The organism is Mesorhizobium sp. 131-3-5, assembly GCF_016756575.1.
Lineage (GTDB): Bacteria > Pseudomonadota > Alphaproteobacteria > Rhizobiales > Rhizobiaceae > Mesorhizobium > Mesorhizobium jarvisii.
The window spans coordinates 3,341,601-3,355,318 of sequence record NZ_AP023254.1; the positions used below are offsets into that span (position 1 = coordinate 3,341,601).

Here is a 13,718-nt window from a genome sequence, read left to right on the forward strand (position 1 = left end):
CGGGCTTCGGGAGGGAATCATGCCCTTGGTTCAAAAAGCTCGACCACGTTGCCGGACGGGTCCTCGCAAAGGATCTGGCGGCCGCCGGGGCCGTCGACGATCTCGTTGCGGAACGGCACGCCGGCATCGCGCATCCGGGCGGAGAGCGCCGGCAGGTCCTGCACCTCGATCACGATGCGGTTCCAGCCGCCCGGCTGCGGCGTACGGCCATCGGGCATCGGTCTTGCCGCCGACGCCATCGGGCCGGCGAGCCAGAACGTCAGGTCGTCGCGCTTGAGGATGGCCATCGCCGGACCGAACTGCTGCCGCAGCGCGAACCCCAGATGGCTGGTGTAGAATTCTATCGCCAACTCGACATCGCTGACGAGATACCGGACCGTCGCCATTGCTGGCTCTCCTCGCAAACTGATCAAGCCCCCCTGTTGAGGGTAGCTTTCGAGGCAGACCGCGGCAAGGTTGCAGCCCGGCGACGGCGTCCTGTCGGCAAGCGCCGGACCGGTGCCGACGTCCGTCGCGGCAGCGTTTGCGAACAAAAAATTCCGGGCCGGTGTCGGAACTGCACGGTGTCGCTCGTCCTTGGGTCGATATCCATTGCAACCCTGGAGAGACAGCATGTCGGACTTCACCCAATCGCCGTGGCAGACCGCGGCCCTTCTCATTGCCCGCCTGATCTTCGCCGCCGTCTTCCTGATGGCGGTGACCTTCAAATTCATGGGCATGGGTGCCACCGCAGGCTTCATCGCAGCCGCCGGCTTTCCGTTTCCGCTGTTCCTGGCGTGGTGCGCGGCGATCCTCGAGGTGGCGCTGGTGCTGTGCTTCCTGAGCGGCGCCTTCTTTACACAGGCAGCGCTGATAGCCGCCGCCTATGTGCTGTTCCTCGGCTTCGCCTTCCACGGGCCCAGCCACTGGGCCGGCAACCAGGCCGAGTTCGGCTTCTTCGTCGACCATTTTTCGTTCATGGCCGGACTGCTGTTTGCCGCCGTGCATGGCCCGGGCAGGGTACTGGCGCTGAACCTGGGCTGGCCAGGCAGGGCATGAGCAGGCCTGGCCTCACAGCTTGTCGTTGTTTGTCAGGTTCGAAAGGACAGCAAGGACTTATCCGCCATCCGGCGTGCAGCCGGTTGTGCCCTGAGGTACGAGCGTGACAAAACGACTGATGTCATCACGATTTGATAGGCGCCGATCATGGCGCCTATGACAGGCAGGATAAAAGACGCGGGGCTTGAATCCTTTGGATCGATGCCCAGCAGAGAGGCCAGCAACATCAATATCGCTACGAACAATACCGTAAGCAAGCCGAACGAGATCAGCAGACGCGGGAACGCATAGCCGAACACTTTGGAGCCGCGTTGGCCGGCAACTGCAAGCGTTTGGTCATCATCGGCAATGACCGCAGGCAACATGGTGCCCCATTTCGCGAACGCGGCGATGCCGGAAAGAACCCAGACCAGGAGCGCTGCCAGCATGGCGACGGATGGACGGATGCCGCCGATGACCATGACGATCCCAAACGCAAGTGGACCTATCGCGCCGAGGAAGCCGAGCAACAGGCAACGCTTCACGAAAGTGAAGAATGCCTTGGGCCGTTCCTTCAGCCAATCGGATACCTGGTCGGGATCAAGCTGTGTCAGAACGGCGATGTGAGCAGGAATCGCCAAGAAGCTCGAAACCATTACACCGACGAAGATTGAAGCTCCGGAGTTGATGTGTATGAACCTGTTGAGCAACGCTAGTCCACCGGCCAAGAAGACGTATCCGACAACCCATTTCCAGTTGCGGATATAAACTTCGAGCGAAGCCGCCCAAATATTGTCCTCGACCAACACCCCGTCTCCCATCTTCGCCCGACTTGCAATCAGTATCGCTGCCGCGTTGCGGTTTTCTTAATTGCATAGGGCCAATTTTCATCTTATCGACGTCGAGATCGCCAAAGAATTCGGCACTAAAATTGGGGAGAGTCAAAGCGTGCCGCAGGCGCGCAACGAATATGATCGGCGCTCTAAAATAGTGTGTGAAACAGCGGGAGCACAATTCTTGCAACGCAAATAGCGTAACTATTTCAATCGCCCCTGCGTGATGTCATCACATCTGATCGTTGTAGGGTTCCTTCATCTGGCCGACCATGCGGGCCAGTTTCGAGAAGGACGGCATGTCGGCTTCCGGCTGGCACTGGTTGGCGAGTTCCAGCAGCCGGATCGGAAAATTGACGGCGTCGCGGCTCGACGCCGACATGCCGTTGGACCGCTCCTCGCCGGTTTCGCTGGCCTCGGCCTTGCGCAGCGCGATATCGATCTCCTCCGAAGTCAGCACCCCCTTGCGAACCAGGACGTGGTTGATCGAGGCGACGGCCATCAGCAGGCCTTCGAGTTGCAGATTGGCGACGTTCATGGTGTTCCCTCCATTGACCAAAGAGGAAACGCGCCAGCGGCGTTTCCGATCCGAAGCCAGGCGCGGAGCCCGTTTCAACCGGGATGCCGGCAGGCGCTGGCTCGTGCTACCGGCCTATTCCTGCGTCAGGCGCTCGCCATATTCGCGCCACACCGCCTTGACCTCGAGGCTGCCGAGGCGCGGGATCGACGGATCGCCGCAGGTGATGGCGACGGCGCTGATGTCGTAGTTGGGGTAGGCGTTGGCGACGAAGCGGATCGCGTCGCCAAGCGAGTTCACGCGGATCATCGGATCAGCCTGGCCCTGACCGGTGCTGCGCACACCGGAAACCGTGGCTGGAGCATGCCGCATCCTGAAGACGGATGCCATGGCTGGCCTGTCCATCGTCCTCTCCTACAAGGCCGTACGACGCGAATCATTCCATGAGCTTCTTCTGATGGTCCCACAGCTGCCGGCTGATGAAAAGCCGGCTAGCCAATGCGGGCATCAGTGGCGCAGAGCTTGACCGAGAAGGAGGGTTTTTGATGATATAGGAATTTTTTCCTTGACCGGGTGAGGGCAGCCATGCTACATATTTGTCCATGGTGCTGATTTGCGCCAACGACCCGCCCGCCGAGGCGGGTTTTGTGTTTCTGCCCCCCTTTCTGTGACGGCGCTGTGGCTGCCTATTTGAACGCTGGCGGGCCGTAGAGCGCGACCTTTGCGAGCAATCCAATGACCCAACGCTACGCCACGATCATCACCGACGATGACGGCCGCGAAATCGTCAGCGCCATCGGCGCGTTTGAGGGTGCGGCGCCACGCCCGCGTCTGGGCCGGATCGAGCCGGTGGCATCCGGCGTGCTGATCGGCATGGTGCGGGATGCTGGCGGCGGCTTTTCTTTCGAGCTACCGGGCGCCGGCGCCAACGCGGTGTCGCTTGCCATGGCGCGGCTCAAAGCCCGGGCCGCCGCGCCAAAACCTTCCGCGATCGCAAAATCCAAGCGGACAAAGCGGATGAAGAAGAAAGCCGTCCGATCGAGGAATCCGGCCGGATCAATGCCGAAGACAAGCAAGGCGGCCAACAATGCCGCTGCGAAGGCGATGGGTCAGGCCGATGGCTGACGAAGCCGATGCCAGGCCGGTGCGCCGCATGACAAAGCCGGCAAGGCGCAAGCCCAGCCGCGCGGCGGTTGCGCAAAAACCCCGCGCGAAGCGGACGAAAAAGACGCTGGGCGGTGATTTTCTCGCCGCCGTGCGGGCCGATTTCCGCGCGCATGGCGCCGGCGTCATCGCCGAGGTGCGGGCCGACAAGCCTGACCAGTATCTGAAGATCGTGCTGTCGGTGTTGCCCAGGGATTTCGATGCCGCCGTCAACCATCTGGACGCTTTGAGCGATGAAGAGATCCGCAGCCGTATCCGCAGCCTCGAAACCGTCCTCAGGCCGTTCCTCGCAGAACCCGCCGATATCAGCGAAGACCGAGTATCTGGCGCTGCTGGCGGAGCTTGACCGCCGCAGACGCGGCAATCAGCTGGCGGCGTACAAGCCGTATCGGCGCCAGGCCGAATTTCACGCGGCAGGGGCGCTGAACCGCGAAAGGCTGTTCATGGCCGGCAACCAGCTCGGCAAGACGAGGGCTGGTGGCGCCGAATGGGCGATGCACCTGACCGGCCGTTATCCCGCGTGGTGGCAAGGCAAGGTTTTCGACACGCCCGTGCGGCTGTGGGCCGCCGGCGTGACCGGCGAAGGCACGCGCGACAACCCGCAGCGCGTGCTGGTCGGCCCGCCGCAGCAGCAGGCGGCCTGGGGCACCGGCATGATCCCGGCGGACGCTATTCGTCAGACCGTCATGGGCCGCGGCGCGCCGGGCGCGCTCGACAGCGTCGTGGTGCGCCATGGCGGCGGCGGCGATGTCCAGGCCGGTGAGAGCGTGCTGTCGTTCAAGAGTTTCGAGAAAGGCCGCGAGAAATGGCAGGGCGAGACGCTGCACGGCGTCTGGTTCGACGAGGAGCCGCCGCTCGACATCTATTCCGAAGGCCTGACCCGCACCAACGCGACCAGCGGGATCACCATCGTCACCTTCACGCCGCTGCTTGGCATGAGCGACGTGGTGTTGTTGTTCCTGTCGGCGGGGGAGGTGGAGAGGATGGGGAAGGGGTGAGAAGCGGTCCGCGCAGGCCTTCCCTTCTCCCACAAGGGGAGAAGGAACGAGCCGCCGCGTGTCGCCCGAAAATCTCGCCTTAACAAAGTGATACGATTGACATCTCGCCGATTGATTCAGGCCGCCTCATGTCCCGTCACGTCACCTTCATGACCATCGACGATGCCTCCCATTATTCGCCCGACGAGCGCGCGGCGATCGTTGCCGCCTTTCGGATATCCTGTTCGAGGTGTTCATGCGGAAGTTCAAGCCGGCGACGGAAGACTGAAAGGCGGCAGAAGCGGGCTTTCGTATTTGCGATGATTGCTTCGTTATCTTCCCGGCCGGCTACACGGCGCGAACAAGCTGATGGCCGTGGCGGCCTCAGGCCCCGATATATGTGCTTCTCAATGGAATCTGGTTTTGAAGACGCGAAAGACTTCACACCAGAGGCGGAAATCGGCCAGTCGCCCGGCGAAGTGTGCTTCCATGGCGCAGTAGGCCGCTGCGGTCTGCGCTTCAGGCCCATAGAGCTCGATTGCGGCAATGACTGCATCGTTAGGATCGGCAAAATCTGAAAGCCTGAGCGCCGCGCCATTGTCTGTCCGGAGCATCGAGCAACACCTTCTGTTCAGCGCCTTCAAGCCGCATATGTGGCGCAAATCATGCCTGCGGCCCAGCGGCTTGGTTGCTAGTGGGACTGGCAGCGGAAGGCCACTGGGCCTGACCGGCAGGGCCTTAAGGATGGCAGCGCCGACTGGCAAAGATGTATGCACCCCCGCCCATATCAGCGAAACATGCGAACGAAGGAAGGGCAGGGCGCGCTGGCTCCGGCCGGCGGGCTTTTCGACAGCTGCTCGATCCTTGAAAACAGCGATTCAATCAGCCTCCGCTGAAATTGCTCCCAAAACGCCTTTGTTGGGCGGAATGGAGCACCAATCGAATGATGCGCTGGCCTCCCGTATCGTTGCAAAATACATGGCCGGCATCGTTGGGGAAGCCGAACTGAATTCGCTCCCATGCGGCCACGTTAAGCCAATCGCTCGTGGATCGCATGTCGCCGGTATTCGGAACGGAAACAGGCTTCGCAGCTTCTATCTGAGCGAAGCTTGTTGAGGCAGGGCCTAATGTTCAGTGACAGGGAAACCCGATTATTAGAAGCAGGGCTGTTCATGGCGGTGCCGCTCTCGATCCTGATCGCGGTCTTGGTGGTTAGCCTTACGTTTGGCTGGTTTGGGTGACAGATTGCACGCGGCGGGGCGCGGTCCAGGAATAGCTCCAGGCCTTGCCCTGCGTCCGAGAATTCGCGCCTGACGGCTCGATCGAGCCAATGCCCGCCTCGGCTCACGCCGGGGCGGGCTTTTTTGCGTTTGTGGCGCCCGCCCGGCCACTGCTATATCGCGGTGCAAGGTTGCCGGACGCGCGGCGGCGTTGATCCAGCCCGGGGTTACGGATGCAGATTGAACGATATGACGGGAACCGCGAAATATTGCTGCCGCTGTTTGCCCTTGCCGACGATTCCCCCATGCAGGTTTCCAGCTATATCGATGAGGGCGAAGTGCTGGTCGCGCGGGAGGGCAACAGGATCATCGGCCACGTGCAACTCATCGAGACAGGCGAGGGCGGTGTCTTCGAGATCAAGAGCCTGGCCGTTCGTCCGGCAAGGCAGAGCGAGGGCTTGGGGCGCGCCCTTGTCGCGGCGGCAGTCACCCGCTGCCGCGAGCGCCACGGCCGGCGCCTGATCGTGGCGACCGCGGCGGCCGATATCGGCAATTTGCGGTTTTACCAGAGACAGGGCTTTCGAATGTCTCGCATCGTGCAGGATGCGTTCGGGCCATCGACCGGTTACCCCGAAGGCTCGGCTGTGAACGGCATTCCGCTGCGCGACCAGGTGGTCTTCGAACGCGACCTCGGCGCGGATTGAGGTGAGGATCGTCCACCCCGCGCTCCAGCTTCGGGACCGTCGCAAACCATCCAATAGCCCGCTCCGGTTCGCCGGGCGGGCTATTTTGCGTTTCTGGGCTTAGGCGAGGATGTTGACGGCGCGGGCGGCGACCAGTGCGATCGTCAGCAGCGATATCATCGACTCGGCCATCATCAAAAGCTTGGCCCGCTGCGACAGCGGCAAGGTGTCGGTCGGCGAAAACGCCGTCGCATTGGTGAAGGCGAGGAAGAAATAGTCGACGAAGCCAGGCAGCCAGTCGCGGATCTCGCGGTCGTTCAAGGTCATTTGCGGGAACAGGAAGTCGGAATGGGCGCGATTGACGAGGCCGCAGGTCGGCGGCCCGCCGCGGTCCGTGCTCCAGAACCACAAGGCAAAGACGATGACATTGGTGACCCAGATGTTGAGCGCGTCGATCAGCAGCGTCTGGCCGGTGGAGCCGGCATGGCCCGCCAGCAAGGCGCGCACCAGGAAGACCAGCGAACCGCAATTCATGATGCTGACGACGCCGGTCATCACCAGCGCGGTCCTGCGGATGATGACGCGAAACCGGCCGACCAGATACCAGTGCTCCTCCTCGACCGCTTTCTGGCTGGCGACCTGTGTCCAGGCGGTGGCGACGGACAGGGGCACGAGCAGGGCGGCCTCCAGCGCCGGCGCCAGCCAGCGCGGGCCGAACGAAAGATCGTTGATCACTAGGAGCTGCAAACAAATGATGACGAGGACCGCCGCGCGTGCCAGCCAGAAGTCGAGCGCGCGATGGTGGATGACGGCATGCTGGTGACGCATCGAATATCCGGGATGTTCAGACAGGATCAAATGGGCGGCTGTTCTGCCGGGGGAGGGCAACGTAGCGCCGAAATTCCTGCCCAATCTTGGTCTTGCAATGGCCTGCAAGTATACTTTTTCGTAAGCTTTGACGTTGGGGCTGTTCGGCAAACCAGACGATGTGGTTTAAGCGCCGCATGGTGGGAATAGACGACTCCATGGATGGTTGGGAGCCGGCGGGGCTGACTGCCGCCGGCCTTGACTCGTCATCTGTATGGCCCGGCCTGCTCCGCCATCCCTGGTATTTGTTGGCGCTTTTGTGCCTGGTGCAGATCCTGTGCTGGACGGTGGTGCCGGCACTGATCGATCCCGCCCCGCCCGGCGATGTGGTGGAAGGTTTCATGTGGGGCCGCGAATGGGTGCTGTTGACCTACAAGCACCCGCAGCTTCCAGGCTGGCTGCTAGAAACCAGCCATCTTCTGACCGGATCGTTCCGCTGGCCACAATATATGCTTGCCCAGCTGACGATCTCGTCGACCTTCATCCTGGTCTATCTGCTGGCCCGCGACATGCTCGGGCAAAGCCGTGCGCTGGCCGCCGTGCTTTTGATGCCGTCGGTCTATTTCTTCGGCTGGCCGACCCCGCAATTCAATCATGACTACGCGCAGATGCCGTTCTGGGCGGCCATTTGCTGGTTGCTCTGGCGCGCCGGCCGTGGCGGCGGGCCGGGCTGGTGGCTGGCGCTCGGACTGGTGTCGGGCGTCGGGCTCTATGCCAAGTTCTCCACCGGCCTGCTGCTTGCCTTCGGCGCGCTCTGGCTGTTGTATGACGCACGCGCGCGCAGCCGGCTGGCGACGCCCTGGCCATGGCTCGGCCTTGCCGTCTTTCTCGCCGTTGCCGCGCCGCTGGCCATCGCGCTCTACCGCATCGATTTCCTGCCGCTGACCTATTTCGCAGCCCGCGACCAATGGGTGACCGAAAACCGGGCGCGTCTCTACTACATCGGCGTCCAGATGGCCGGGCTCTCCGGCTTTCTTCTGGTGCTGACGATATCCGGGTTGTTGCGGCGCTCGCCGGCCCCAGAAGCGCCGGTCGAGCGCGGCATTCTGGTCTATCTCGTGTGGATGGGGCTCGGCCCGGCGACCCTGATCATGGTGGCCTCGTTGTTCACCGGCACCGGCGAGTCCTGGGGCGCGCCGATGTACAATCTTGTCGGCGTCACGGTGCTCGCCTTTCTCGGCCACCGGCTCGGCGCCATCGAGATGCGAAGGCTGGCGATCTGCGCGTTCCTCTGCATCCTCACCATGTCGGGTGCCTATGCGGCGCTGCGCTGGACGGGCTGCAATGTGCGGGGTCGCCTGGACGCCGTCTGCTGGCCGGCACAGCCGATCGCGGACGAGGCCGAGGCGGTCTGGCACGCGGCGGCGCCCGGCCGGCTCGACATTGTCGGCGGCGATACCCAGGTGGCTATGCTGGCGGGCCTCAATGCCTATGACAAGCCGTCGATCTTCACCGATCTCGATACGCGGTTCGCGCCCTGGATCACCAGGCAGCGCTTGCACGACCACGGCATGCTGATGGTTTGGCCAGGGCATGACGTTCCGCCGCAGTTGCAGACATGGCTGGGCAACCTCCCGGTCAAGACGGTTCTTTTCAATTGGTCGCGCACGGCGCCGCCGGTGGCAATCAGCTTTGCCGCCATTCCGCCCGGCACGCTGTATCCGCCGCTTGCCGTCGACAGCCGGACCCTGCATCCGGGCAACTGAAACGGTTCGATCCCCGACCGCGTCGTGATATCGTTCGCTCATGGCCGCGTTGTTTCCACGCGACTGGACGAAGCGGACGACAATGCCCATCTATTGGGAAATCCAATTTTGTCCGCGCAATTCCGGGCGGGAAACCGCTACATGAGCTGGAATTGCCTTTTGAGGAGACGTGACATGGCGACTTCGACCGAACGCGCAGTGCTTGCCGGTGGCTGTTTCTGGGGCATGCAGGATCTGATACGGCGCTATCCCGGCGTCATCTCCACGCGTGTCGGCTATAGCGGCGGGGATGTAGCCAACGCCACCTATCGCAACCACGGCACCCATGCCGAAGCCATCGAGATCAATTTCGATCCGGCCGTGATCAGCTATCGCACGCTACTGGAGCGCTTTTTCCAGATCCACGATCCGACGACGCGCAACCGCCAGGGCAACGATGTCGGGATGAGCTACCGTTCGGCGATCTACTATACGAGCGACGAGCAGAAACGCGTCGCCGAAGACACCATCGCCGATGTCGATGCTTCCGGCCTGTGGCCTGGCAAGGTCGTCACGGAAGTCGCGCCGGCCGGCGCCTTCTGGGAAGCCGAGCCCGAGCACCAGGATTATCTGGAGAAATATCCAAACGGCTACACCTGCCACTTCGTCAGGCCGGGCTGGAAACTGCCGGTTCGCGAAAAGGCCGCATCCTAACGGTTGGCACAAAGCATCGTTGGAAGTGATATCGAAAAGCCGCCGGATGTCCGGCGGCTTTTTTGTTTTTGGACAATCACTTACTTGCCACAGTTGTTGTCGTTCACGGTGGGCGCCGTCAAATTGCCGTTGGCATCGGACTGCGCACCTTGTGGGTTGGTCGGGCAATTCCGATCCGCATTGGAGTTCATGTCGCCCGGCGCGATGGTGGTGCTGTTGGTAATTGCCGGATCGACCGTATTGGGCGAAGCCGGCGTGCTCGGGTCTACAGTCACTGAGTGGCCGCTGCCGCCTGACCCATCCATGCCGTTTGCGGTGTTGCTTTGCGCCATCGCGGAAGTGGCAAGCGCAACGGTGAACGCCGAAGCTGCGAGGATTTTCATGAACATGGTTTTGCCTCCATTTCTGTGAACTCGCCGCGTTGCGACTGGTGGGACAACCTCTCGGCTTGGCGAAGGTTCCCCATAAAATTCCGACTGCGCGGCGTCGCCAGCGTCCACGCAACGGCCAGAGTTGGTGCAACGCTTTTGGCCCGGTGCGCTGAAAAAACGGCTTCCCCTTCCGTTCGAATGGTGCTTTAACGCGTCCATCCACAGGGGTGCTCCGTACGGTCGGGGCTGAGACGGGGGCGGCAAGCCCACAGACCCTAGAAGCTGATCTGGGTAATACCAGCGGAGCGAGGCGGGCTATGTTTTCAGGCGCACAGATTTCCCTATATCCCATGGCCGACGATTTCGTCGGCGTCATCCTGGGCGCGCTCGGCGCGCTCGATCCCTACCGGGACAGGCTCCGGATCGAAACCGACGACATCTCGACCTTGCTGGTCGGGCCGCCCGAAGTGTTGTTCCCGGCGCTGCGCGACCTGTTCGTGGCGGCGGCGCAGAGCGGCAAGCATTGCGTGCTGTCGGCCGCCATTTCGCGCGGCTGTCCTGGCGAGCCGGACGATCCGATCTGCCGCTCCGACGCGTTTGGCGGGCCTGTCGGGCCGCTCGGGCCGCGCAAGGAAGCCGCCATCGCCGCCGTGCGCAGTGCTGCTGCCACCGGCCAGCCGGCGGCGGCGCAGTTCTCGCTCTATGTGATGGGCACCGGCGACCACATGGATGAGATCTATGGCTGCATCGATTTCCTGAAACAGTCCGGCGTCTACGATCGCTCCAAGAATTTTTGCACCAAACTGCGCGGCGATACCGGCGCGATCTTTTCGGCGCTGAACGAAGCCTTCTGCCGCTTCGGACCGGGCGCGGGCCACGTAACCCTTCACGTCACGGTTTCCGCCAACAGCCCCACCGCTGTCTGAGTCTGAAACACCCGCTTGCTCTACGCGCGGTCAAGGTTGTCCTCTCGTGGTCTCATTGTCGTCAAGCCGCCCGCGGCAGCTCGCGGGTCTCTTCGCCAGGGCGGCACCGGCCGTGATGTCGGTCGGGTTGCTGCTCGTGGCCTGGGAACTCTACGCAAATTATTCCGGCATCAAGCCGACGATCCTGCCGGCGCCGTCGCGCGTCTTCGAACAGGCGATGCTCAATCGCGAGGCGCTGATCGACAACGCCGTTCCCACCATCCGCGCCACGCTGATCGGCTTTGCCTGCTCGCTCGGCGCCGCTTTCGCGCTGTCGATGCTGGTCGACTTCTTCCAGCCGCTGCGGCGCGCGCTGTTTCCTGTCTTCATCGTCAGCCAGACCTTGCCGCTGGTGGCCATCGCGCCGCTGGTGGTGCTGTGGTTCGGCTTCGGTCTGACGCCAAAGATCATGCTGGTGGCGCTGGTCACCTTTTTCCCGATGCTGGTGGCTCTGGTGCAGGGCTACGAGGCGACCGAGGTGGAGATCGGCCAGATGCTGCGCGCCATGGGGGCAGGGCGCTGGCGTGTCTTCGTTCTGGCGCGGCTGCCTTCGGCACTGCCCTATTTCTTCGCCGGCCTGCGGATCTCCATCACCTATGCCGTGGTCGGCGCCATCTTCGCCGAATATGCCGGTGCGGCCAAGGGACTGGGCATCTACATGCTCAACGCCAAGAACAATTTCCGCCCCGATCTGGTGCTGGCCGCGGTCGGCGTGAGTGCCGCGCTCACGCTGATCCTGTTCGGGCTGACGGCGCTCTTGCAGCGCCTCGCCATGCCCTGGGAACGGATCGGCCGTCAGCCGGCAGGGAAGGGGCCGGGGCGATGAGCCGGCTCGAATTGCGGCATGTGCGCAAGGCGTTTGGCGGGCTCGACGTGCTCGCCGACATTTCGCTCAGCGTCGGTGCCGGCGAATTCGTCTCGATCCTTGGGCCTTCGGGCGCCGGCAAGTCGACGCTGTTCCAGCTTCTGACGGGTGCCGAGCATGGCGAAGGCGAGATGTTGTTCGACGGCATGCCGCTCGACGACCATGGCCGGCATTTCGCATTCATGCCGCAGCGCGACGCCCTGATGCCGTGGCGGCGCATCCTCGACAACACGACACTCGGGCTTGAAGTGCAAGGCGTCAGACGCCAGGTGGCGCGGGCGCGGGTCGTGCCGCTGCTTGCAGAGTTCGGCCTTGCCGGCTTCGAGCGGCATTTTCCGGCACAGCTTTCCGGCGGCATGCGCCAGCGCGCGGCGCTTTTGCGCACGGTGGTGCAGGAGCGCGACATGCTTTTGCTCGACGAACCGTTCGGCGCGCTCGACGCATTGACCCGTGCGGCCATGCAGCGCTGGCTTGAGCAGATGTGGCGTCACCATCGCTGGACGGCGCTGCTGATCACCCACGATGTGCGCGAGGCGGTGTTCCTGTCCGACCGCATCTATGTGCTGTCGGCGCGTCCGGCCCGTGTGTTGCGTGAGATCACGGTGCCCTTGCCGCGTCCGCGAGATCCGACTGGCGCCGCCGCGCAGCAGGCCGGCGCACTCGAGGCCGAGATCCTCGACATCTTGCTCAACCCTCAACCATCCAAAGGACATGACCATGACTGATATGACACGCCGGCAGGCCCTGCTGCTCACCCTTGCCAGCGGTCTTCCGCTGATCGCTGGAGCGAGCCGCGTCTTCGCCGCGACGCAAAAAGTCACCGTCGCGCTGGACTGGACTGTCAACACCAACCACATCGGGCTGTTCGTCGCCCGCGACAAGGGATTTTACCGCGAGGCCGGCCTCGAGGTCGACATTTTACCCTATAGTGACACCGGCGCCGGCACGCTGGTCGCCAACCGCGTTGCAGACTTCGGCATCAACGGCACCATCAGCCTGTTCAGCCAGAAGACCGGCGGGGCCGACTTGAAGGCCGTCTACGCCGTGGTGCAGTCCGAAACCGGCCGCGTGGTCTTCAATGCGGCGCGCAGCGAGATCAAAAGTCCCAGGGATCTTGACGGCCTGACCTATGGCGGTTTCGGCAGCGCCTGGGAAAACGCACTGATCTCGACCATCATCCGCCACGACGGCGGCAAGGGCAATTTCGAAACGGTGACGCTTGGCACTTCCGCCTATGAAGCGCTGGCCAATGGCTCAGTCGACTTCACGCTCGAGGTCTCGACCTGGGAGGGCGTCGAGGCCGAACTCAAGGGCGTCAAGCAGCGGAGCTTCGTCTATGCCGACTACGGCGTGCCGGACGAGCACACGACGCTGATCTCGTCGAGCGAAGCCTATCTCAAGGCAAACCCGGCATTAGCGTCGGCCTTTATCCAGGCAACGCGGCGCGGCTATCAGTTCACCGTCGATCATCCGGCCGAAGCCGCCGCGCTGCTGATCGCCGGCAACAAGGACGCCTTGACCAATCCGGCATTGATCGAAGCATCGCTCAAGGCGTTGATCGACGGACACTATCTGCGCGCGGAGAACGGCGCCATCGGTACGATGGATCCGGCCAAGATGGACGCCATCGGCGACTATCTCTTCAAAGCGGGCATTTTGCGCGACGCGGATGGTAAGGTTCTGACGCAGCGCCCTGATTTTGCAGGGTATTTCAGCAATTCAGCTCTGGGGTAAGGTGCGTCGGTCTGCCTTTCGCGCCTCGAGGGAATGGCTGGCTAGCCAAAGGCGCTCGGTTGGCGTGAAAGCTTCCCATCGTTCAAAGCTTTTCAACGCGTCATCT

18 protein-coding genes and 1 riboswitch are annotated in these 13,718 nt (G+C 62.8%); of the genes, 12 read left to right on the forward strand and 6 right to left on the reverse strand.

Annotation, left to right across the window (positions count from 1 at the left end):
• Window positions 1–17: 17 nt before the first annotated feature.
• Window positions 18–386, reverse strand: coding sequence for a VOC family protein (locus tag JG747_RS16380; RefSeq protein WP_202359606.1), 369 nt, complete (start codon window positions 384–386; stop codon window positions 18–20).
• Window positions 387–612: 226 nt separating this feature from the next.
• On the opposite strand from JG747_RS16380, the gene JG747_RS16385 reads away from it, so the two are divergent.
• A complete protein-coding gene (locus JG747_RS16385; protein WP_010910424.1) occupies window positions 613–1,038 on the forward strand; it encodes a DoxX family protein in 426 nt (141 codons plus the stop codon).
• 32 nt (window positions 1,039–1,070) lie between these two features.
• Here JG747_RS16385 and JG747_RS16390 read toward each other — a convergent pair whose 3' ends face one another.
• The 3 genes from JG747_RS16390 to JG747_RS16400 all read right to left on the reverse strand — a co-directional run bounded on the left by JG747_RS16390 (window position 1,071) and on the right by JG747_RS16400 (window position 2,772).
• A complete protein-coding gene (locus JG747_RS16390) occupies window positions 1,071–1,823 on the reverse strand; it encodes a hypothetical protein (RefSeq protein ID WP_202359607.1) in 753 nt (250 codons plus the stop codon).
• A 259-nt stretch (window positions 1,824–2,082) separates the two neighbouring features.
• Window positions 2,083–2,388 carry a hypothetical protein gene (locus JG747_RS16395; RefSeq protein ID WP_019859293.1) on the reverse strand — a complete coding sequence of 102 codons (306 nt, stop codon included), beginning with the start codon at window positions 2,386–2,388 and terminating at the stop codon, window positions 2,083–2,085.
• Window positions 2,389–2,502: 114 nt separating this feature from the next.
• The gene (locus JG747_RS16400; protein WP_019859292.1) at window positions 2,503–2,772 is read right to left on the reverse strand and encodes a hypothetical protein; all 270 of its coding nucleotides are present in this window, start codon (window positions 2,770–2,772) and stop codon (window positions 2,503–2,505) included.
• Between the two features lie 330 nt (window positions 2,773–3,102).
• Here JG747_RS16400 and JG747_RS16405 point away from each other — a divergent pair, with 330 nt between their 5' ends.
• From JG747_RS16405 to JG747_RS16425, 5 genes are all read left to right on the forward strand, one after another.
• Complete coding sequence (locus JG747_RS16405; RefSeq protein WP_202359608.1) at window positions 3,103–3,492, forward strand: hypothetical protein; 390 nt, start codon at window positions 3,103–3,105, stop codon at window positions 3,490–3,492.
• Window positions 3,485–3,877 (forward strand): hypothetical protein, encoded by a 393-nt coding sequence (locus tag JG747_RS16410; protein ID WP_202359609.1) that lies wholly within the window; start codon window positions 3,485–3,487, stop codon window positions 3,875–3,877. The genes JG747_RS16405 and JG747_RS16410 overlap by 8 nt, the downstream gene beginning before the upstream one ends.
• Complete coding sequence (locus JG747_RS16415; protein WP_202359610.1) at window positions 3,765–4,529, forward strand: terminase large subunit domain-containing protein; 765 nt, start codon at window positions 3,765–3,767, stop codon at window positions 4,527–4,529. Before JG747_RS16410 ends, JG747_RS16415 begins: the two co-directional genes overlap by 113 nt.
• Before the next feature lie 149 nt (window positions 4,530–4,678).
• Window positions 4,679–5,086 carry a hypothetical protein gene (locus JG747_RS37000; RefSeq protein WP_244748117.1) on the forward strand — a complete coding sequence of 136 codons (408 nt, stop codon included), beginning with the start codon at window positions 4,679–4,681 and terminating at the stop codon, window positions 5,084–5,086.
• Window positions 5,087–5,961: 875 nt separating this feature from the next.
• Window positions 5,962–6,432, forward strand: coding sequence for a GNAT family N-acetyltransferase (locus tag JG747_RS16425; protein WP_027047051.1), 471 nt, complete (start codon window positions 5,962–5,964; stop codon window positions 6,430–6,432).
• Window positions 6,433–6,531: 99 nt separating this feature from the next.
• Here JG747_RS16425 and JG747_RS16430 read toward each other — a convergent pair whose 3' ends face one another.
• Window positions 6,532–7,239, reverse strand: coding sequence for a hypothetical protein (locus JG747_RS16430; RefSeq protein WP_019859283.1), 708 nt, complete (start codon window positions 7,237–7,239; stop codon window positions 6,532–6,534).
• Between the two features lie 197 nt (window positions 7,240–7,436).
• Between JG747_RS16430 and JG747_RS16435 the strand changes: the two genes are divergently transcribed.
• A complete protein-coding gene (locus tag JG747_RS16435; RefSeq protein WP_080643771.1) occupies window positions 7,437–8,984 on the forward strand; it encodes a glycosyltransferase family 39 protein in 1,548 nt (515 codons plus the stop codon).
• A gap of 174 nt (window positions 8,985–9,158) precedes the next feature.
• Window positions 9,159–9,677, forward strand: coding sequence for a peptide-methionine (S)-S-oxide reductase MsrA (gene msrA, locus JG747_RS16440; RefSeq protein WP_019859281.1), 519 nt, complete (start codon window positions 9,159–9,161; stop codon window positions 9,675–9,677).
• Window positions 9,678–9,757: 80 nt separating this feature from the next.
• Here the strand turns inward: msrA and JG747_RS16445 are convergent, their stop codons facing one another.
• Window positions 9,758–10,066: a hypothetical protein gene (locus JG747_RS16445; RefSeq protein WP_019859280.1), complete on the reverse strand. Its 309-nt coding sequence runs from the start codon at window positions 10,064–10,066 to the stop codon at window positions 9,758–9,760.
• Between the two features lie 195 nt (window positions 10,067–10,261).
• Window positions 10,262–10,375, forward strand: a riboswitch (TPP riboswitch).
• Between JG747_RS16445 and JG747_RS16450 the strand changes: the two genes are divergently transcribed.
• The 4 genes from JG747_RS16450 (at window position 10,366) to JG747_RS16465 (ending at window position 13,612) form a co-directional block, all read left to right on the forward strand.
• A complete protein-coding gene (locus JG747_RS16450; RefSeq protein WP_202359611.1) occupies window positions 10,366–10,974 on the forward strand; it encodes a Ykof family thiamine-binding protein in 609 nt (202 codons plus the stop codon). Its footprint overlaps the riboswitch before it by 10 nt.
• Before the next feature lie 115 nt (window positions 10,975–11,089).
• A complete protein-coding gene (locus tag JG747_RS16455; RefSeq protein WP_236952006.1) occupies window positions 11,090–11,839 on the forward strand; it encodes an ABC transporter permease in 750 nt (249 codons plus the stop codon).
• The gene (locus JG747_RS16460) at window positions 11,836–12,603 is read left to right on the forward strand and encodes an ABC transporter ATP-binding protein (protein ID WP_019859277.1); all 768 of its coding nucleotides are present in this window, start codon (window positions 11,836–11,838) and stop codon (window positions 12,601–12,603) included. The genes JG747_RS16455 and JG747_RS16460 overlap by 4 nt, the downstream gene beginning before the upstream one ends.
• A complete protein-coding gene (locus JG747_RS16465) occupies window positions 12,596–13,612 on the forward strand; it encodes an ABC transporter substrate-binding protein (RefSeq protein WP_202359612.1) in 1,017 nt (338 codons plus the stop codon). Before JG747_RS16460 ends, JG747_RS16465 begins: the two co-directional genes overlap by 8 nt.
• Window positions 13,613–13,718: the final 106 nt, after the last annotated feature.